The sequence below is a fragment of the Dyella sp. RRB7 genome (assembly GCF_022761115.1).
Taxonomy (GTDB): Bacteria; Pseudomonadota; Gammaproteobacteria; order Xanthomonadales; family Rhodanobacteraceae; genus Dyella.
The window spans coordinates 268,002-287,101 of sequence record NZ_JAKWJS010000005.1 but is presented as its reverse complement, the minus strand read 5'-3'; the positions used below and the strand labels follow the sequence as shown (position 1 = coordinate 287,101).

Genomic DNA, 19,100 nt, shown 5'->3' with positions numbered 1-19,100 from the left:
TTCGTTCCCATCGACGGGTTCCCTCATGCGATGCCCTGCTTCCACGCAACCGGGAAGGTGCCGTTGGAGGCGCCTGCCCAGCTTGCTGCTCGCCTGCAGCCTTGCCGGCGCGGCGAATGCCGCCACGCCGGATGCGACCAGAACGCGTGCCTATATCGACCATGCGTGGAGCACGCTGACGCGTTCCCAGGACGACTGCGCGTCGCTCGTCGACACCAAGGTCGCCAGTCATCCGGTGCTGTACGTGCCGGCGGGGCAACCGGTGCCGCCAAAAGTGACCGAGGTGGGCAAGCGCTGCGGCGTCGATGTGCGCCCGTTGCCGCGCACGGTGACGCAGCTGGGCGATATCGATGCCACCCAACTGCCGCAGCAGGGCCTGCTCTATCTGCCGCATCCGTACGTGGTGCCCGGCGGCTTCTTCAACGAAATGTACGGCTGGGACAGCTACTTCATCGTGCTGGGCCTGGTGGCCGACCATCGCACCGAGCTGGCCAAGGCCATGGTCGACAATGCGCTGTACGAAGTGGCGAACTATGGCGGCGTGCTCAACGCCAACCGCACCTATTACCTCAGCCGCTCGCAGCCGCCGTTCCTCACCGCGATGATGGCAGAGGTGCTCGACGATCCCGCCAGCTTTCCGAACGCCGAGGCGCGGCGCGCGTGGCTGGCCGATGCCTATCCGCTGGCCGTGCGCAACTACGAGATCTGGACACGCCCGGAGCATCGCGCCGGCGACACCGGACTGGCACGCTACTACGACCTCGGCAGCGGGCCGGTGCTGGAGGCCAAGGACAGCGAGTACTACAAGGGCGTGATCCGCTGGCTGCGCGCGCACCCGTCGGAAGACCCGGGTTACCTCATCAAGGCCTCCGAACATCCCAGCGATGCCGAGGCCGCCAAGCTCAAGGACAGCAGCTGCGACGTGCGCGCCTCGCACGTGTGCGAAGGTGCCTGGCTCGACGGTTATCGGCTCACCGCCGACTATTACCACGGCGACCGTGCCATGCGCGAATCGGGCTTCGACACCAACGCGCACTTCGGACCGTTCGGCGGCTCCACCCATCACTACGCCGACGTAAGCCTCAACAGCCTGCTCTATCGCTACGAGCGCGACCTGCACGACTTCGCCCTGCAACTGGGCAAGGCCGGCGACGCGGAACGCTGGACCAAGGCCGCCGAGGCACGCAAGGCCGCGATGGACAAATACCTGTGGCGCCCGGAGCTGGGCATGTACCGCGACTACGACTTCGTCGCCGGCAAGCCTTCGCCCTATCCCTACGTCACCACGTTCTACCCGCTGTGGGCCGGTGCCGCCTCGAAGGAACAAGCCGATGGCGTGCGCCAGTCGCTGCCGGTGTTCGAGCGCAAGGGCGGCCTGAGCATGGACAACCGCCCGGCCGGCGTGCAGTGGGGCGCACCGTTCGGCTGGGCGCCCACCAACTGGCTGGCGGTGTCCGGGCTGGATGCGTATGGCTTCCACGACGACGCGCGCCGCATCGCCGGCAAGTTCATGGCCACGGTGGACCAGGGCCTCGCCGACGACGGCACCATCCGCGAGAAATACAACATGGTGCTGGGCAACGCGGAGGTGAAGGTCAGCGCTGGCTACAGCGAGAACGTGATCGGCTTCGGCTGGACCAACGGCGTGTATCTGAAGCTGCTGGAAATCCAGCAGCAAACCGCCGCCAAACCGGCGGCACCCATCCACACCAAGTGACGCCCCCTTCGACCGGAGGAACTACGCCATGCACGCACCGCGCGTTGCCCAGCTCGTCCGCCATCTTCTGCTCGGTGCCTGCCTGGTGACCGGCACCGCCGCCGCGCAAGGCGCGGCCCCCACGGTCAAGGCCGACGCCAGCATCACCCTGGCCGGTGCCAGCCTGCCCTACTCCAGCTTCGCCTCGGCCGAGGCGCGCGCGTTCTTCCCCCAAATGCTGGCCGGCGGCAGCAAGGCGCCGCCGATCACCGCCCCCATTGCGCAGAGCCGCGACTTCTACGACGCCATCAACCGCGACCGCGCCGCGCGCATGCAGAAGCGGTATGCGGTGAAGACCCACCAGGAGACCATCGCCGGCGTCGGCGCCGATGTGGTGGAACCGGCCCAGGGCATCGCGCTGCAGAACCGCCAGCGCGTGCTGATCAACCTGCACGGCGGCGCCTTCCTGTGGGGCGCGCATAGCGGCGGCCTGGTGGAATCGATCCCGATCGCCAGCCTGGGGCGCATCAAGGTGATCAGCCTGGATTACCGCCAGGGGCCCGAGCACGTCTTCCCCGCCGCCAGCGAGGACGTGGAGGCGGTCTATCGCGAACTGCTCAAGCACTACCCGCCGGCCAATATCGGCATCTACGGCTGCTCGGCCGGCGGCGTGCTCACCGGCGAGGCGGTGGCCCGGCTGATCGCGCACCAGCTGCCCGTGCCGGGCGCCATCGGCACCTTCTGCGGTTCGCTGGTGAACATGGAGGGCGACTCCACCTATGTGGCGCCCCTGCTCAATGGCGCGCCCATCCCCGAGCACCCGCTGCGGCTGGAGGCCCTGCCCTACTTCAAGGGCGCCAGCGCCACCGACCCCATGGTGTTTCCCGGCCTGTCGCCCCAGCTGCTTGCGCGTTTTCCGCCCACCTTGCTGATCACCGGCACGCGCGACATGGCCATGAGCTCGGTCATCCAGAGCCAGATCCTGCTCAGCCAGGCCGGCGTGGAGACCGAACTGCACGTATGGGACGGCATGTGGCACTCCTTCTTCTCCGACCCGGAACTGCCGGAATCGCAGGCGGCCTATGCGGCCATCGTGAAATTCTTCGATCGCCACCTGGGCCGGAAATAAGCACCTGCCGCCGCGGCCTTTGCCCCCCGCGAGGGGGGCGGTTATCCTAGCCGCGACCACCTCCCCTCGAGACGACATGAGCCAACAGACCGTACTGGTCGTCGACGACGAACGCGACATCCGTGAACTGCTCACCATCACCCTCGGCCGCATGGACCTGCTGGTCGACGCCGTGGGTACCGTCACGGAAGCCCGGCGCGCCCTGGCCGAGCGACACTACGATCTTTGCTTCACCGACATGCGCCTGCCGGACGGCACCGGCCATGAGATCGTCGAACTGATTTCCGCCGAACACCCGGATACCCCGGTGGCGATGATCACGGCCTACGGCAACGTCGACGCCGCCGTCGGCGCGCTCAAGGCCGGCGCCTTCGACTTCGTCTCCAAGCCGGTCGACATCCAGATGCTGCGCCGCCTGGTGCGCACCGCCCTGCGCCTGGCCGAAGAGCGCAAGAGCGGCCACACCGCCGCCAAGCCTGACGGCAACGAACGCCTGATCGGCGACTCGCCGGCCATGCAACAGGTGCGCGCCACCATCGGCAAGCTCGCACGCAACCAGGCCCCGGTATACATCGCCGGTGAATCGGGCGTGGGCAAGGAACTGGTCGCCCGCCTCATCCACGAGCAGGGCCCGCGCGCCAGCGGCCCGTTCGTGCCGGTGAACTGCGGCGCCATTCCGTCCGAGCTGATGGAAAGCGAATTCTTCGGTCATCGCAAAGGCAGCTTCACCGGCGCGATGGGCGACAAGGAAGGCCTGTTCCAGGCCGCCCATGGCGGCACCCTGTTCCTCGACGAAGTGGCCGAACTACCGTTGCACATGCAGGTGAAGCTGCTGCGCGCGATCCAGGAAAAAGCCGTGCGCCCGATCGGCGCGCGTGAAGAAGTGCCGGTGGACGTGCGCATTCTCTCCGCCACGCACAAGAACCTGGCGGCGCTGGTCGAGCAGGGCATGTTCCGCCAGGACCTGTTCTATCGCATCAACGTGATCGAACTGCGCGTACCGCCGCTGCGCGAACGCCGCGGCGACGTGCCGCTGCTGGCTGCCTTCGTGCTGCGCCAGCTGGCCGCCAAGAGTGGCGGCACCCCCGGCCAACTGCTGCCGGCCGCGCAACACGCGCTGGAAGCCTACGATTTCCCGGGCAACGTGCGCGAGCTGGAAAACATACTCGAACGCGCCATGGCGATGTGCGACGGCGACCAGATCGACGTCGGCGACCTGATGCTGCCGCAGCGCACCCCACGCGCCCACGCCGAACCCGTTGCGCCTGCCGAGGCCGCCACCGCCGCGGCCGCCCCTGCCCCGCTGGCGACAGCCACCGCCCATGGTGGCCTGGACGACTACATCAGCAACCTCGAACGCACAGCCATCATCAAGGCGCTGGAGGAATCCCGCTACAACAAGACGGCGGCGGCGAAGAAACTGGGCATCACGTTTCGGGCGCTGCGCTATAAGTTGAAGAAGTTGGGTATCGACTGAGATGGACGTGGAGAAGGCCGAACGATGTTCGGCCTTTTTTGTTTTTACTCGGGGTGTTGGCCGGGTGTCCTGCTGGCGCAGGGCGGACAAGCACGGAGCGCGCTTGTCCCGCTTTCGCGGGGATGACGAGCGAAGCGAGGCCCCCGCCCCCAACTACACCTCGTGATGCAACCCCTCCGCCTGCAGGGCACCCCCGCCACACGGCCCCAACTCCACCAGATACATCGCCGCCAACACCAACGCCCCGCCCGCCAACATGCGCCACGTCAACGCGTCGTTGCCGAAGGTCACCGCAAAGGCCGCCGCGAACACCGGCTCCAGCGTCATCACGATGGCCGCGCGCGTCGGCGACAGATGCGCCTGTGCCCAGGTCTGCATCAGCATCGCGCCGGCGCCGGCGGCGAGCGCCATGTAGATCACCGCCATCCATGCGCCGCGATCCGGCGGCAGGCTGGGTCCCGAGGGGAGGGTGGCGAGCAGGCAGACGCCGGCGATCACCATCATCTGCACGCTGGAAAGTGCGAAGGCGCTGCCAGGGCGCGACCATGTACCCAGCCCGACGATATGCAGGCCGTACAACGCCGCCGACGCCAGCGTCAGCCATACGCCGTAGCCCACGCTGAGTCCGCGCAAGGCCAGCAGGCCCAGGCCACCTACCGACAGCAACACGGCGATCCAGGTGATGGGTGGCAAGCGCTGGCGTAGCAGCACCGTGCCCAGCAGCGGGGTGAACACCACGTACATGCCGGTGACGAAGCCACTGATGCTTGCCGAGGTGTGCTCCAGGCCCGAGGTCTGCAGCAATTGCGCCACGCCATAGATGGCCCCAAGGGCCAGGCCTTGCCCCCACTCGCGGCGGCTCAGCCGCATCAGCTGGCGGTGAAACAGCAGCACCATGGCCAGCGCGGCGATGAGAAAGCGCACGGCCAGGAAATCGGCCACCGGCATGCGCGCCACCAGGTCCTTGATCAGGAAGAAGGTGGAACCCCAGACCGCGGTGACCGCAATCAGTCCGGACATCGCCAACGTCGCGGCACGCGGGGACGCCACACTCATGCGCCGTCCTTCGCCCTGGTGAATTTGCATCGCAGCAGGCGCAGCCACTGGCCGGGAATCTGCAGCAGGAAATGCGTCCAGATGCCCAGCCACACCAGCGCCGACACCCACGGCTTGCGTGCGGCCGGATCGAACTTGCGGAACCAGCGCCACATGCCGCGATGCTTGTGGCGGCTGACGAACACCGGGCGGTGCCGGCTCGAACTGCCCTTGCCGTGCAGGACGCGCACGTCGCCGGCCAGCATGACGTGGTAGCCGGCATCACGCACGCGGCGGCACAGGTCCAGGTCTTCGCAGTGCAGGAAGTAGTCTTCGTCGAAACCGGCGAGGTAATCGAACACGCGACGCGGCAGCAACATCAGCGCGCCCGACACGGCCTCCACTTCCACCAGTTCATGCGGAATCGGGCCGCCGATATTGACGCCTTCGCCGGCGCGCCCGAACAACGTGGTCAGCGCGCGGCCGACAAGCGGATCGCGGCGATAGGAGGCGGGATCGGCAACGCCCTGCTCGTCGCAGACCACGGCACCGATCACGCCCACGCGCGGACGGCTGGCCAAAGTCTCCAGCAGTCGCTGCAGCACCGTGTTGTCGATCAGGCAATCCGGATTGAGCACCAGCACCGACTTGCCGTGCGACTGCGCCACGCCACGATTCACCGCGGGCCCGAAGCCCAGGTTGGCGTGGTTGTAGATGACCTTCAGGCGCTCGTCGTTTTCATGCGCACGCGCAATCGCCTGCGGAATGCCGTCGCCGGAAGCGTTGTCGACCAGAATCAGCTCCAGCGGCGTATCGCAGGCCAACACCCGGCGCGCGCAGTCGCGCAGCGACGGGCCGCTGTCGGCGGCCACCACGATCACGCTGACCGGCAGCACGGAGGACAAGGAGGGAGAGGCGTTGGTATTCACTGCGTCCTAAGTATGCGCGAGGCGATGGGTAGCGAACATGTGAAAGCCACCGCCGCCGTTGATGATCCACTACTGGCGCCGCTGCCCCAGCGCTTCGTGCAGCGGCGTGGGCACCCCGTCGGGCTCCTGCGCCAGCCAGGGCTGCTCGCCTTCCCAGCCGCATAACTGCCAGCCCGCAAGGCGATGCATGCGGTCGGCCTGGCGATCCCACAGGATGTCGCCACGCCCTTGCGGCAGGCTCACCACGAACCAGCGCCCGCCCGGACCAAAGCAGTAACGCGGACTGGCCCGATCGATCACCCGCCCTCGCTTGAACACGTAGCGCCCGCTGCCCACGCCATCGGCCTCGTAGCGCACCGACTCGCCGGCGGGATCGACGAACACGTCATAGACCTCGCGCCAATCGGCGCGCGTCAGCTCGATGATGTGGGCCGGCGGACCGATCGGCGCCAGCGCCAGTTCGCTCCACTCCGGCGACACCTGCACGTGCGCGGTACGCCGCACCCGTCGATCGAGCAACGATTCCATCAACACCACCAGCGAGAAACCCACCAGGGCACCGAGCAGTGCCGCCCCCCAGGCCACCAGGTCGCCACCCAGCGCGCGTTGCACGGCGAACAGCAACCCTGGCAGGCCCCAGCGCAAACCGCGCCGGCACAGCGCCGCGTAGTGCGCGATACGACGCGCCAACAGCACCGCGCCCAACGCCAGCAGCAACAGCAGCGGCAGCCCCACCCACCACGGCAACAGGCCCAACAGGCAGGTCCATGCCACTGCGGGCAGCCACCGCACCAACCAGCGAATGGCCGCTATGGCCACGCTAGGCCCGCGCGGGCTCAGCGTGGCCGTGCCACATCAGCCGCACCACACCCGGGCGTTGCGGAACATGCGCATCCACGGCGAGTCCTCGCCCCACTTCTCCGGATGCCAGCTCATCTGCACGCTGCGGAATACCCGCTCCGGGTGCGGCATCATGATGGTCACGCGGCCATCGGCGGCGGTGAAGCCGGTGAGGCCGCCCGGCGAACCGTTCGGGTTCAGCGGATAGGCCTCGGTAGGCTTGCCCCGGTTGTCGACGTAGCGCAGTGAACCGCCCGCCTTGGACGGGCTGCAGCTATGCGGGAAGCTCACGCGGCCTTCGCCGTGGGCCACCGCCACCGGAATGCGTGAGCCGGTCATGCCCTTGAAGAAGATGCTCGGCGAGTCGAGCACTTCCAGCGTGGCCACGCGCGCCTCGTACTGCTCGGACGCGTTGCGCAGGAACTTCGGCCAGTGCTGCGCGCCGGGAATGATGTCCTTGAGCTGGCTCATCATCTGGCAGCCGTTGCACACGCCGAGCGCGAAGCGCTGGGCGTCGGCGAAGAAGGTGCTGAATTCCGCGCGCAGGTAGTCGTTGTAAAGGATCGAGGTGGCCCAGCCACGCCCCGCGCCCAGCACGTCGCCGTAGGAGAAACCGCCGCAAGCCGCCAGGCCGCGGAAGTCCGCCAGCCGGATGCGCCCGCTGGCGAGATCGGACATATGGACGTCCACCGCCTCGAAGCCGGCGCGGGTGAACGCCGCGGCCATTTCCACCTGGCCGTTGACGCCCTGCTCGCGCAGCACCGCCACGCGCGGCTTGGCGCCCTTGGCGATGTAGGGCGCGGCGATGTCTTCGTTCGGCTCGAAGCCGAGCTTGGGGCTGATGCCCGGATCGGCGTCGTCCAGGCGCCATTCGTTCTCGGCGTCGGCGGTGAGCGGGTTGTCGCGCAGGCGCTGCATGGCGTGGCTGGTTTCGTTCCAGGCCTCGAACAGCGTGCGCCAGTTCCACTTGAACAAGGTGTCGCCGTTGTGGAACAGCTTGATGCCCAGCTTCTCTTTCGGACGACCGATGCGGTACGCCATGCCGGTGAGGCCATGCTTGACCAGCAGCGCCTCGAACGCTTCGCGATTGGCCGAGGCCACCTGCACGACGGCGCCCAGCTCTTCGTTGAACAGGGCACGCAGCGTCGCTTCGGCCCAGCCGTCGAGCTGGATCTCCAGGCCGCAATGGCCGGCGAAGGCCATTTCCAGCAAAGTGACGATGACGCCGCCGTCGGAACGGTCGTGGTAGGCCAGCAGCAGGCCGCTCGCATTCGCCTCCTGGACCAGCTCGAACAGCGCCTTCAGGCGCTTGGCGTCATCCAGGTCCGGCGGCACGCCGCCACCGCGATTGAACACCTGGGTCAGCGCCGAACCGCCGAGGCGGTCGCGGCAGGCACCCAGGTCGAGCAGCCACAGCTCCGAGTCGCCGTGATCCAGCCGCAGCTGCGGCGTGAGCGTGCGGCGCACGTCGGTGACGCGGGCGAAGCCGGTGATCACCAGCGATACCGGCGACACCGTGCGCTGCACCGTATCGCCGTCCTTCCATACGGTCTGCATGGACAGCGAGTCCTTGCCAACCGGGATGGAGATATCCAGCTCCGGGCACAGTTCCATGCCCACGGCCTTCACCGCGTCGAACAGCGCAGCATCTTCGCCGGGGTAGTTCACCGCCGCCATCCAGTTGGCCGACAGCCGCACTTCGCTGAGCGAGGCGATCGGCGCGGCGGCGAGATTGGTGATGGCTTCGCCCACCGCCAGGCGGGCGGCATCGGCGCTGTTGAGCAACGCCACCGGGGCGCGCTCGGCCATGGCCATCGCTTCGCCGGTATAGCCTTCGAAATCGGTGATGGTGACGGCGGCATCGGCCACTGGCACCTGCCACGGGCCCACCATCGGGTCGCGCGCATTGAGGCCGCCCACGGTGCGGTCACCGATGGTGATCAGGAAGCTCTTGCTGCCCACGGTGGGCAGGCGCAGCACGCGCAGCAGCGCCTCGTCCATGCTGATGCCGGTAAGGTCCGGCACCAGGTCGACGCGCGGCTTCAGGTGCTTGGCGTCGCGATGCATGCGCGGCGCCTTGCCGAACAGCACGTCCATCGGCAGGTCGATCACGGTGACGTCGGTACGCGGATCGTGCACCACCAGGCGGCGCTCGGCGGTGGCTTCGCCCACCACCGCATACGGGCAGCGCTCGCGCGCGCAGAAGGCTTCGAACTCGGCCAGGTGGTCGGCGCCGATCGCCAGCACGTAGCGTTCCTGCGACTCGTTGCTCCAGACCTGCATCGGCGACAGCGAGGGGTCATCGCACGGCACGCGTGACAGGTCGATATGACCACCCACGCCCGCGTCGTTGAGCAACTCCGGAATCGCGTTGGACAAACCACCCGCGCCCACGTCGTGGATGCTCACGATGGGATTGTGCTCGCCACGCGTCCAGCAACTGTCGATGACCTGCTGGCAGCGACGCTCCATCTCGGCGTTGTCGCGCTGCACGGAGGCGAAATCCAGCTCCTTGCTCGAGGTACCGGAAGCCACCGACGACGCGGCGCCGCCGCCCAGGCCGATCAGCATGGCCGGGCCGCCCAGCACGATCACCTTGTTGCCTGGCTGCACGTCGCGCTTCTGCACGTCGCTGGCGCGGATATTGGCCAGGCCACCGGCGATCATGATCGGCTTGTCGTAGCCGCGACGCACGCCGACCTCGCCCGTTTCATGCTCGTAGGTGCGGAAATAACCGCCCAGGCACGGACGGCCGAATTCGTTGTTGAACGCGGCGGCGCCCAGCGGACCGTCGCGCATGATCTCGAACGCGGTGGCCATGTGCGGCGGCAGCGGACGATCCACCTCCCATGGACGCGGCTTGCCCGGAATGCGCAGGTCCGACACCGAGAAGCCGGTAAGGCCCGCCTTGGGCTTGGCGCCACGACCGGTGGCGCCTTCGTCGCGGATCTCGCCGCCGGCGCCGGTGGCGGCGCCGGGCCACGGGGCGATGGCGGTGGGGTGATTGTGCGTTTCCACCTTGATCGCGTACTCGACGCGCTCGCGGTGTTCGCGCCATACCCCGTCGGGGCCGGCATAGAAGCGCATCCCCTCGTAGCCTTCGATCACCGCCGCGTTGTCCTTGTAGGCGGACAACGTATGCGCGGGCGAATGCTGGTGGGTGTTCTTGATCATGCCGAACAGGCTGTTGTCCTGCGGCTGGCCGTCCAGCGTCCAGCTGGCGTTGAACACCTTGTGACGGCAATGCTCGGAATTGGCCTGCGCGAACATGAAGAGCTCGGCGTCGCTGGGGTCGCGGCCCAGTTCGGCGTAGCGGTCGGCGAGATAGTCGATCTCGTCGTCGGCCAGTGCCAGGCCCAGCTCGGCGTTGGCCTTGGCCAGCGCCGACTTGGCATCGCCGCCCAGCGCGACATGCACCAGCGGCCCCGGCCGGCCGGCCAGGAACAGCCCGTGGGCGTCGTCCAGCGTGGTGAGCACGGACTGCGTCATCGCATCGTGCAGCACCGCCATGACCGCTTCGTACTGCGGCGTACCGGCCGCCGGCAAGCCGGCCACCTGCCAGGCGATGCCACGTTCCACGCGACGCACGTCGAAACCGGCGCCATGCAGGATGTCGGTGGCCTTGCTCGACCACGGCGAGATGGTGCCCAGGCGCGGCACCACCCACAGCGAGGCGACTTCAGGCTTGGTGTCCTTCGCCTCCAGCACTTCGAGCAATCGGCGGCGCTGTTCGCCCTCCGGCACGACGTCGGCGTCGATGAAATACACAAACCACGAAGACTGGACGCGGGTGCCACGGTGAATGGCTTCCAGGCGCGCGTTCAGGCGTTCGAGGCGAAAAGGCGAGAGGGCGCCCTGCCCGTCGAGTGCGATCATGCGGGGAACGGGAGCTAGCGAAAACCCCTATTGTACTCCAAGGCAGGCGGGCGTTACCGCAACGCAGCACAGACGTTGAGGAGACGGGCGAGGCACCCGATTGCCAGGCACCCCGGCCGCACCTGCTTCAGACGTCGATGATGACCTTCAACGCCTTGTTTTGTGCCGCTTTGCCAAAGGCATCATAGGCTTGCAGGATGTCGCCCAGGCCAAAATGGTGGGTGATCAACTGCGCCGGCTGCAATTTGCCTGCCTGCACGCTCCGCAGCAGCATAGGGGTGGTGACCGTATCCACCAGCCGGGTACGCAAGGTGATGTTGTGGGACCACAGGCGCTCCAGGTGCAGCGGCACCGGCACGCCATGCACGCCCAGCACGGCGATGTCGCCGCCCGGGGCAATCAGCGTTTCGCACAGCGAAAAAGTGGCGGGCACGCCCACCGCCTCGATGGCGCTGTCCACGCCCAGCCCGCCGGTCATCGCCATGACCTTGTCCACCAGCTTGGCGTCGCCGGCATTGAGCACGTCGGTGGCGCCAAAACGCTTGGCCACCTCCAGGCGGTTGTCGTCCAGGTCGATCATGATGATCCGCGCCGGCGAATAGAACTGGGCGGTGAGCAGGGCCGCCAGGCCGACGGGACCGGCACCCACGATGGCCACCAAGCCACCTGGCTGCACGCGCCCATTGAGCACGCCGCATTCGAAGCCGGTGGGCAGGATGTCGCTGAGCATCACCATGGCCTCTTCCTCCACCCCGCCGGGAATCGGGTGCAGGCTGGTGTCGGCATGCGGAATGCGCACCTTTTCCGCCTGCGTGCCGTCGATGGTGTTGCCGAGAATCCAGCCGCCGGTGCGGCAATGGGAAGGCATGCCCTTGCGGCAGAAATCACACTTGCTGCAGGCGCTGATGCAGGAGATCAGCACATGGTCGCCCGGCTTGAACTGGCTGACCGCCGCGCCGACCTGCTCGACGACGCCCACGCCCTCGTGGCCAAGGATGCGCCCGGGCGTACAGCTGGGCACGTCGCCCTTGATGATGTGCAGGTCGGTACCGCATAGGGTGGTCTTCAGCAGTCGGACCACCGCGTCGTCGGGCTGTTGCAGCCGGGGTTCGGGACGATCTTCCAGGGCGATGTCGCCAACGCCACGATAAACAAGCGCTTTCATGCTGACCTCCTTGCTGTCTTCGGAAGCTTGCGCAGCTTGCGTCATCCGTTGGATGCGCAGCGCGAGGACGAAGCGAAGGAGTGTAGTTGTTGAAAAATCAGCGCGACGCGAACGTCACGCAGGCAAACCGCGCGACCTCGCGCAAGCGTTCGCCCCGCCGAAGGCGAGGCTGCCGTGGTCCTGACGTCAGCTGCCCTTGGCGCCGCTCTTGCTCAGCAGCTGCAGCATCTGCTCCGGCGTGACGTAGCCGCCGAGCATGGTGCCGTCTTCGGCAATGATGGTCGGGGTGCCGCTGACGCCCAGGCGCACGCCCAGGTCGAATTCGTTCTTCACCGGGTTATCGCAGGTGGCCGACTTGGGCTTCCTGCCTTCCTTGGCCTGGGTGAAGGCCGCTTTGCGGTCGGCCGCGCACCACACCGACACCATCTCGTTGTAGGTGTCCGTGTTGTGACCGGCCGGGTTGGTGACGCCGTCGCGTGGCCAAGCCACGTATTCCAGCGCGATGCCGGCCTTGTTGAAGTCGGCAATGTGTTCATGCAGCGCGCGGCAATAGGCGCAGTTCACATCGGTGAACACGGTGACGCGATAGCGCGGGTTGGCCGGCGAGAACACGATGCGATCGGACTCGGGCAGCTTGGCCAGCTCGGCCTTGCGGTAATCCGCCCAACCATCGTCACTGATGTTCTTCTTGGTGGCCAGGTCGATCAGGTCGCCATTCAACATGTACTTGCCGTCGGCGCTGACATAGACCAGCTGCCCGGAGGCGATGACCTGATAAAAGCCCGGCATCGGCGCCGGCTTGATCGAATCGACGCTTACGCCCGGCACCAGCGACATCACCGCCTTGCGCACCGTATTCTCGGGGCTCGCCGCGCCGTCATTGGCAGCACAGGCGTTAAGCGCGAACCCGCTGACGCACAGCGCCAACAACCATTTCTTGAACATCGCGGACCTCATGGGCATCCGTTTCCGCAAGCGGAAACGCTGGGGCATGCATTCTCGCACAGGCGACTTGAACGGATTCGCCGGCCACGGCGCAGGACCCGTCATCCGCGCGGGTGGTGCTGGGCATGCAGGCGCTTGAGCCCTTCCTTGGCCACCAGGGTGTAGATCTGCGTGGTGCTGAGCGCGCTATGGCCGAGCAGCATCTGCAGCGCGCGCAGATCGGCGCCGTGGTTGAGCAGATGCGTGGCGAAGGAATGCCGCAGCACATGGGGCGAGATGCGCTTGGACGCAATGCCCACGCCGGCCGCATAGCGTTTGACCAGGGTCCAGAACATCTGTCGCGTCATGCCCTCGCCCCGGTTGCTGAGGAACAGCGCCGCCGGCTGGCGCCCCTTGGCCAGCAGCGGCCGGGCACCGGCCAGGTAGGCTTCGATGCGCTCCGCGGCGACCTCGCCGATCGGCACCAGGCGATCCTTGCCGCCCTTGCCGGTAACGCGCACCACGCCCTGGCGCAGGTTGAGCGAGGCCAGCGGCAGTTCGACCAGCTCCGACACGCGCAAGCCGGAGGCATACATCAGCTCCAGCATCGCGCGGTCGCGCAGGCCCAGCGTGCTGGTGACGTCCGGTGCGTCGAGCAAGCCCTCGATCTCCCGCTCGGCCAGCGCCTTGGGCAGGCTGCGCGGGGTCTTGGGGCGTTCGATCAACAGCGTCGGGTCGTCAAAACCCGACTCGGTGCGGGCCAGAAAGGCGTAATAGCGACGAAACGCCGATTGCCGTCGCGCCAGCGAGCGCACCGCCACCGGCTGGCTGCCGTGATAGGCGGACAGATGATGGCGCTGCGCGCTACGCAGGTTCTGGCCCTGGGTGGCCAGCCAACGCGCGAGCCCGTCGAGATCGCGGCGATAAGCCTCGAGGGTACGGTCGGCCAGTCCGTCCTCGGACCAGACCCGCTCGATGAAGGCGTCGATGCTGCGGCGATCCGCTTCGGCGATACTTGGGGAGGGTTCCTGCATGGACGCGATGCTCGCCGTCGGCCACCTCGCGTGCAAGCACCTTCTTCCACCGGCCGCCTTCCGATGACCTCGATCACCGCTTCCATCGATGTGACCTGCCCACTCTGGCGCCGCTTGATCGCCCTGGTCTATGACCTGCTGGCGGTGCTGGCGATCGTGATGGTGGTGGGCTATGTCTGCCAGCGCATCACCGGCGGCACGCTGGTCAGCAGCGATGGCCAGGCGCATATCGCATGGTGGTACCAGCCGTTGCAGGCGCTGGTGGTCTCCGCCTATTTCCTGGTCTCGTGGCTGCGCGGCGGGCAGACGCTGGGGATGCGCCCCTGGCGTATCCGGGTAACCAACAGCGACGGTGGCCGCCTGACGCTGGCGCAGGCAGTGGTGCGCCTGCTGGTCGCCGCCATGCCGATGCTGCTGCTGGCACTGGCTCCCTGGGTGGGCGTGCGTGGCGCCCTGTGGGCGGTCGGCATCGGCTGGGCGATCTGGTTCGGCCTGGGCGCCATCGATCCGCGACATCGGGCTGTGCACGATATCGCCACACGTACCGAACTACGCAGGATCGGCTGACCTTCACATCCATGTAAGGCATTTCCTTGCGACACTGCGAGGATGCCGACTCTTGCCCTGCCTCAACGCACCGCGGCCGAACTCAACCGCATCAATCGCGGATTCTATGAGTCGCTGTGGGCGGGCTCGCGCCTGGTCGATCCCAGCCGCTTCAATACCTGGCCGATGGTGCGCGAACTGGCCATGGCCCTGCCGCGCCGCCTGGAAGTGGCCCCCGGCCTGCGTCCGCGCCTGCCGCTGGACGGCACCTATTTCGTCGACATCACCCCAGCCGCCCTGGCCGGGCTGCGTGCCCACGGCGCCAGCGCGTTACGTGGCTCGATCACCGCCTTGCCCTGCCCGGATGCCAGCTTCGACCTGATCTGCGCGCTGGACATCCTCGAGCACCTGGTGGACGACGACAAGGCGCTGGGCGAACTGTCCCGCGTAGCGGCCCGCGACGCCCGCCTGCTGTTGTCCGTGCCGCTGCACCAAGCCGCATGGACCGACTTCGATGAATTCGTCGGCCACTATCGCCGCTACGAACCCGGGCAGATCCAAAACCGGTTGGCGGCCCATGGCTGGACCATCGAGCGCAGCGCCACCTACGGCATGCAACCGGCCTCGTCCCGCCTGCTGGCGCTGGGCCAGTGGTATCTCACGCACCAGCGCGACCGTGCCCTGTGGTGGTACAACCGCGTCGTCATGCCCTTGGGGCTGCGCCTGCAGAAACCCTTGCGCTGGCAGCCTGGCCTGGGCTCGACGTACTGCGTCGACGAGATGCTGTTGCTCTGTCGCCGCGCGTAAACAACTGATTCAACAGGGCTGAGACAATGCGGCAGCGCAGCACGACGCTGCCAAACCGGGTAAGATGCCGATCTCCCGATGCTTCCGGTTCCACCCCCATGCTTTATCAGATTCACGAGTGGCAGCGCGCCATCCTCGGTCCGCTGAGCCACTACGCCGAAGCCAGCGCGAAGATGTTCAGCGAACTCACCAGCCCGCTCTCGCATGTGCCCGGCGCACAGCGGCTCGCCGCCGGCTACGAGCTGCTGCACCGCCTGGGCAAGGAATACGAGAAGCCCGGTTTCAATCTGCCGCAGGTCACCGCGCACGGGCAGGAAATCGCCGTGATCGAGCGCGTGGTGCTGGACAAGCCGTTCTGCCAGCTCAAGCGCTTCAAGCGCTTCAGTGACGATCCGGAAACCATCGAGAAGATGAAGAACGATCCGGTCGTGCTGGTGGTGGCGCCGCTGTCCGGCCACCACGCCACGCTGCTGCGCGATACCGTTCGTACCCTGCTGCAGGACCACAAGGTGTTCATCACCGACTGGGTCGATGCGCGCATGGTGCCGGCCAGCGAAGGCCCGTTCCACCTCGACGACTACGTGGCCTATATCGAGGAATTCATCCGCCACATCGGCGCGCATCGCCTGCATGTAGTCTCGGTATGCCAGCCGACCGTGCCGGTGCTGGCCGCGGTGTCGCTGATGGCCGCGCGCGGCGAAGAAACGCCGCTGAGCATGATCATGATGGGCGGCCCGATCGAGCCGCGCAGCAACCCGACCGGCGTCAACAACCTGGCCACCACCCGGCCGCTGAGCTGGTTCAAGGGCAACGTCATCCACACCGTGCCGGCGAACTATCCCGGCAGCGGCCGCGAGGTCTACCCCGGCTTCCTGCAGCACGCGGGCTTCATTGCGATGAACCCGGGCCGCCACGTGAATTCGCACTGGGATTTCTACGAAAACCTGCTGCGCGGCGACCAGGACGATGCCGAGGCGCACCGCAAGTTCTACGACGAATACAACGCCGTGCTCGACATGCCGGCCGAGTATTACCTCGACACCATCTCCACCGTGTTCCAGCAGTTCCTGCTGCCGCGCGGGCTATGGGATGTCTCGGGCGAACGCGTGAAGCCGGAAGCCATCACCGATACCGCGCTGCTCACCATCGAAGGCGAGCTGGACGACATCGCCGGCCTGGGCCAGACCGAAGCCGCCCATGACCTATGCAGCGGCATTCCCACCGACCGTCGGGCGCACCGAGTCGTTGAAGGGGCCGGCCACTACGGCATCTTCAGCGGGCGGCGCTGGCGCCAGACGGTGTATCCGCAGGTGAAGGATTTCATCCGGAAGTTTGATCGCGCGGGGAAGTGAGTGGTGTCTGGGGGTTGCGGTGGGTGTCGCAGGCCGCTTCCCTTGCTCGTCATCCCCGCTTCCGCGGGCATGACGAGCTAGAACGCACCGATCCTGCTGACACCAAACCGACACACCCCATCCCACCTACATATCAAACTTGTTCACCTCAAACCCACGCCGCTTGTATTCCCCCCACCGCGACCGCGAACCCTCGCGCTCGGCGGGATCCGCCGCCACCACTTCCAGCACGCGATCGTAGCGACCGGGCGGGCATGCCTCGCGCAGGTTGATCTGCAAGGGGCGGTCGGGCGTCTCGATGCCGGGGGGCACGATCAGCACGGCGGTGTGCTGGTCATCATCGTCGCCAGCGAGCTGGTGGGTGATGAAGCCGTCTTCGTCGAATTCCCACAGCAGTTCGTCGATGGCTTCGGCCTGGGCGAAATCGCGCGCGAGGATCAGCGTGGGTTGCTGCGCCGCATGCGCACGCTTGGCCAGTTCGCACACCAGCAGCAAGGGCTGTTCGCGAAAGCGCGGCTTGTCGATCAGGTAGAAATCGGCGCGTGGCATGGGCGGGAGATCTTGGCTGAGGCTAACGAATCGTCATTCCGGCGTGGGCCGGAATGACGAACAGTGGGTTACGCAGCGCGATCGATCAGCCACTGCACCAGCAGCGACACCGGTCGACCGGTGGCCAGGCCCTTGCGGCCTTCGTCCCAGGCGGTGCCGGCGATGTCCAGGTGCGCCCAGCGCTGGCCTTCGGTGAAGCGCGCCAGGAAGCAGCCCGCGGTGATCGCGCCGGCGTTCTTGCCGCCGATGTTGGCCACGTCGGCAAAGCCCGATTCCAGCTGCACCTGGTAGTCGTCCCACAGCGGCAGGCGCCAGGCGCGGTCGAGCGTTTGTTCGCCAGCGGCGACCAGCTCGGCGGCGAGGTCGTCGTGCTTGCTCATCAGGCCGCTGGCGTGCTTGCCCAGCGCAACCACGCAGGCGCCGGTCAGCGTGGCGGCATCGATCAGCACCTTGGGATGGAAGGTCTGCGCGGTGTAGGTAAGCGCGTCGCACAGGATCAGGCGGCCTTCGGCATCGGTGTTGAGCACTTCGATGGTGAGGCCGGACAGGCTGGTCAGCACGTCGCCGGGGCGGTAGCTGTCGCCGTCGGGCATGTTCTCGACCGCGGGCACCACGCATACCAGGTTCACCGGCAGGCCGAGCTTGACGGCAGCCACGAAGCAGCCGAGCACGCCGGCGGCGCCGCCCATGTCGAACTTCATCTCTTCCATGCCCGGGCCAGGCTTGAGGCTGATGCCGCCGGTGTCGAAGGTGATGCCCTTGCCGACGAACGCGTATGGCTTGTCGCCCTCGGTGCCGCCCTTGTATTCGAGCACCACCAGCTTGGGCTTGTTGGCCGAACCACGGCCCACCGCCAGCAGCGAGCCGAAGCCCAGCTCGCCCATCTTTTCGTGGTCGAGCACGTTGCAGCTGACCTTGTCGTGCTGCGCGGCGAACTGCTCGGCCTGCGCCGCGATGTAGGCGGGGTTGCAGATGTTGGGCGGCAGGTTGGCCAGTTCGCGCGCAAAGCGCACGCCCGCGGCGATGGCGACAGCCTGCTCCAGACCGGCCTGTGCCTCGTTGCCGGCGGCAAAGGCGATGGCGGCCAGCTCCGGCTGGGTGCTCTTCTCGCGCGGCTTGAAGGTGGCGGTGTAACGATAGGCGGCGTGATCGGCGGCCAGCGCCGCGGTACGCACGCGCCATGCCAGGTCGTGGCCGGGAACCTCCACCTCGGTCAGGTAGGACACGGCGTTGTCCACCGGCAGGCGGCCCAGGGCACGCACGGCTTCGACATTCACCTTTTGATAGCGTGCACCATCGAAGGTCTTCTGCGTTCCTAGTCCCACGACCAGCACGCGCTTGGCGGTGACGCCCTCGGGCGCATACAGCAGCGTCGTGGTGCCGGCCTTGCCGTTGATGTCGCCGCTCTCCACCTGGCGCTTGATGGCGCCGTGCGCGGCGGTGTCCACGCGGGCAGCGGCGCTGGTGAGCACACCGTTCTCATAGACGCCGACCACCACGCAAGCGGTATCGACGGTTTCGGGAGCGGCGGAGCCAAGGCTGAACTGGAGAGTCATGAAGATGTCCTGCGGAAAGGTCCGGAAAGGTCCGGACAGGCTAGACTTGGGGTTTGCCAGCCCCGAAAAGGGCGGCGCCAAGCCCATCATCTTATCGCATGTCGAGAACCTGTCCCCATGATCCGGGTGATAGCCCGTACACTTAGCGGTTGTTCCCCGTCCTGCGCGCGTGCCTTCCGCGTCGC

Annotated in this window: 15 protein-coding genes; 6 read left to right on the top strand and 9 right to left on the bottom strand. The window is 67.1% G+C overall.

Translation table 11 applies throughout. The features are described 5' to 3' along the window. Positions 1-25 precede the first annotated feature (25 nt). The 3 genes from MJ606_RS13745 to MJ606_RS13735 all read left to right on the top strand — a co-directional run bounded on the left by MJ606_RS13745 (position 26) and on the right by MJ606_RS13735 (position 4,302). The gene (locus tag MJ606_RS13745) at positions 26-1,717 is read left to right on the top strand and encodes an alpha,alpha-trehalase (protein WP_243050096.1); all 1,692 of its coding nucleotides are present in this window, start codon (positions 26-28) and stop codon (positions 1,715-1,717) included. Between the two features lie 28 nt (positions 1,718-1,745). Continuing rightward, positions 1,746-2,825: an alpha/beta hydrolase fold domain-containing protein gene (locus MJ606_RS13740; protein WP_243050095.1), complete on the top strand. Its 1,080-nt coding sequence runs from the start codon at positions 1,746-1,748 to the stop codon at positions 2,823-2,825. 76 nt (positions 2,826-2,901) lie between these two features. Beyond that, positions 2,902-4,302 (top strand): sigma-54 dependent transcriptional regulator, encoded by a 1,401-nt coding sequence (locus tag MJ606_RS13735; protein ID WP_243050094.1) that lies wholly within the window; start codon positions 2,902-2,904, stop codon positions 4,300-4,302. A gap of 153 nt (positions 4,303-4,455) precedes the next feature. On the opposite strand, the gene MJ606_RS13730 is transcribed toward MJ606_RS13735, so the two are convergent. From MJ606_RS13730 to xerD, 7 genes are all read right to left on the bottom strand, one after another. Continuing rightward, entirely contained in the window at positions 4,456-5,358 is a 903-nt protein-coding gene (locus tag MJ606_RS13730; protein ID WP_243050093.1) for a DMT family transporter, read from the bottom strand. Beyond that, the gene (locus MJ606_RS13725; RefSeq protein ID WP_243050092.1) at positions 5,355-6,266 is read right to left on the bottom strand and encodes a glycosyltransferase family 2 protein; all 912 of its coding nucleotides are present in this window, start codon (positions 6,264-6,266) and stop codon (positions 5,355-5,357) included. The genes MJ606_RS13730 and MJ606_RS13725 overlap by 4 nt, the downstream gene beginning before the upstream one ends. A gap of 69 nt (positions 6,267-6,335) precedes the next feature. Next, positions 6,336-7,040 (bottom strand): hypothetical protein, encoded by a 705-nt coding sequence (locus MJ606_RS13720; RefSeq protein ID WP_243050091.1) that lies wholly within the window; start codon positions 7,038-7,040, stop codon positions 6,336-6,338. 81 nt (positions 7,041-7,121) lie between these two features. Then, positions 7,122-10,982 (bottom strand): phosphoribosylformylglycinamidine synthase, encoded by a 3,861-nt coding sequence (gene purL / locus MJ606_RS13715; protein ID WP_243050090.1) that lies wholly within the window; start codon positions 10,980-10,982, stop codon positions 7,122-7,124. A gap of 127 nt (positions 10,983-11,109) precedes the next feature. Next, the gene (locus MJ606_RS13710; RefSeq protein WP_243050089.1) at positions 11,110-12,147 is read right to left on the bottom strand and encodes a zinc-dependent alcohol dehydrogenase family protein; all 1,038 of its coding nucleotides are present in this window, start codon (positions 12,145-12,147) and stop codon (positions 11,110-11,112) included. Between the two features lie 186 nt (positions 12,148-12,333). Continuing rightward, the gene (locus tag MJ606_RS13705; protein WP_243050088.1) at positions 12,334-13,092 is read right to left on the bottom strand and encodes a DsbC family protein; all 759 of its coding nucleotides are present in this window, start codon (positions 13,090-13,092) and stop codon (positions 12,334-12,336) included. A 101-nt stretch (positions 13,093-13,193) separates the two neighbouring features. Beyond that, the gene (gene xerD, locus MJ606_RS13700) at positions 13,194-14,105 is read right to left on the bottom strand and encodes a site-specific tyrosine recombinase XerD (protein ID WP_243050087.1); all 912 of its coding nucleotides are present in this window, start codon (positions 14,103-14,105) and stop codon (positions 13,194-13,196) included. Between the two features lie 63 nt (positions 14,106-14,168). Between xerD and MJ606_RS13695 the strand changes: the two genes are divergently transcribed. The 3 genes from MJ606_RS13695 (at position 14,169) to phaZ (ending at position 16,810) form a co-directional block, all read left to right on the top strand. After that, on the top strand, positions 14,169-14,672 hold the full coding sequence (locus MJ606_RS13695; RefSeq protein ID WP_243050086.1) for an RDD family protein: 504 nt from the start codon (positions 14,169-14,171) through the stop codon (positions 14,670-14,672). Between the two features lie 42 nt (positions 14,673-14,714). After that, positions 14,715-15,458 carry a methyltransferase domain-containing protein gene (locus MJ606_RS13690; RefSeq protein ID WP_243050085.1) on the top strand — a complete coding sequence of 248 codons (744 nt, stop codon included), beginning with the start codon at positions 14,715-14,717 and terminating at the stop codon, positions 15,456-15,458. Positions 15,459-15,556: 98 nt separating this feature from the next. After that, positions 15,557-16,810 (top strand): polyhydroxyalkanoate depolymerase, encoded by a 1,254-nt coding sequence (gene phaZ / locus MJ606_RS13685; protein ID WP_243050084.1) that lies wholly within the window; start codon positions 15,557-15,559, stop codon positions 16,808-16,810. 126 nt (positions 16,811-16,936) lie between these two features. Here phaZ and MJ606_RS13680 read toward each other — a convergent pair whose 3' ends face one another. Continuing rightward, on the bottom strand, positions 16,937-17,359 hold the full coding sequence (locus MJ606_RS13680; RefSeq protein WP_243050083.1) for a DNA polymerase III subunit chi: 423 nt from the start codon (positions 17,357-17,359) through the stop codon (positions 16,937-16,939). A gap of 68 nt (positions 17,360-17,427) precedes the next feature. After that, positions 17,428-18,915, bottom strand: coding sequence for a leucyl aminopeptidase (locus tag MJ606_RS13675; protein WP_243050082.1), 1,488 nt, complete (start codon positions 18,913-18,915; stop codon positions 17,428-17,430). Positions 18,916-19,100 lie beyond the last annotated feature (185 nt).

What these genes read in the sequence shown, in the direction of transcription:
- MJ606_RS13675 (WP_243050082.1), bottom strand. Translation starts at nt 18,915, where the DNA reads ATGACTCTCCAGTTCAGCCTTGGCTCCGCCGCTCCCGAAACCGTCGAT.
- MJ606_RS13710 (WP_243050089.1), bottom strand. Translation starts at nt 12,147, where the DNA reads ATGAAAGCGCTTGTTTATCGTGGCGTTGGCGACATCGCCCTGGAAGAT.
- MJ606_RS13690 (WP_243050085.1), top strand. Translation starts at nt 14,715, where the DNA reads ATGCCGACTCTTGCCCTGCCTCAACGCACCGCGGCCGAACTCAACCGC.
- MJ606_RS13735 (WP_243050094.1), top strand. Translation starts at nt 2,902, where the DNA reads ATGAGCCAACAGACCGTACTGGTCGTCGACGACGAACGCGACATCCGT.
- phaZ (WP_243050084.1), top strand. Translation starts at nt 15,557, where the DNA reads ATGCTTTATCAGATTCACGAGTGGCAGCGCGCCATCCTCGGTCCGCTG.
- MJ606_RS13695 (WP_243050086.1), top strand. Translation starts at nt 14,169, where the DNA reads ATGACCTCGATCACCGCTTCCATCGATGTGACCTGCCCACTCTGGCGC.
- MJ606_RS13740 (WP_243050095.1), top strand. Translation starts at nt 1,746, where the DNA reads ATGCACGCACCGCGCGTTGCCCAGCTCGTCCGCCATCTTCTGCTCGGT.
- MJ606_RS13745 (WP_243050096.1), top strand. Translation starts at nt 26, where the DNA reads ATGCGATGCCCTGCTTCCACGCAACCGGGAAGGTGCCGTTGGAGGCGC.
- MJ606_RS13730 (WP_243050093.1), bottom strand. Translation starts at nt 5,358, where the DNA reads ATGAGTGTGGCGTCCCCGCGTGCCGCGACGTTGGCGATGTCCGGACTG.
- purL (WP_243050090.1), bottom strand. Translation starts at nt 10,982, where the DNA reads ATGATCGCACTCGACGGGCAGGGCGCCCTCTCGCCTTTTCGCCTCGAA.
- xerD (WP_243050087.1), bottom strand. Translation starts at nt 14,105, where the DNA reads ATGCAGGAACCCTCCCCAAGTATCGCCGAAGCGGATCGCCGCAGCATC.
- MJ606_RS13680 (WP_243050083.1), bottom strand. Translation starts at nt 17,359, where the DNA reads ATGCCACGCGCCGATTTCTACCTGATCGACAAGCCGCGCTTTCGCGAA.
- MJ606_RS13705 (WP_243050088.1), bottom strand. Translation starts at nt 13,092, where the DNA reads ATGTTCAAGAAATGGTTGTTGGCGCTGTGCGTCAGCGGGTTCGCGCTT.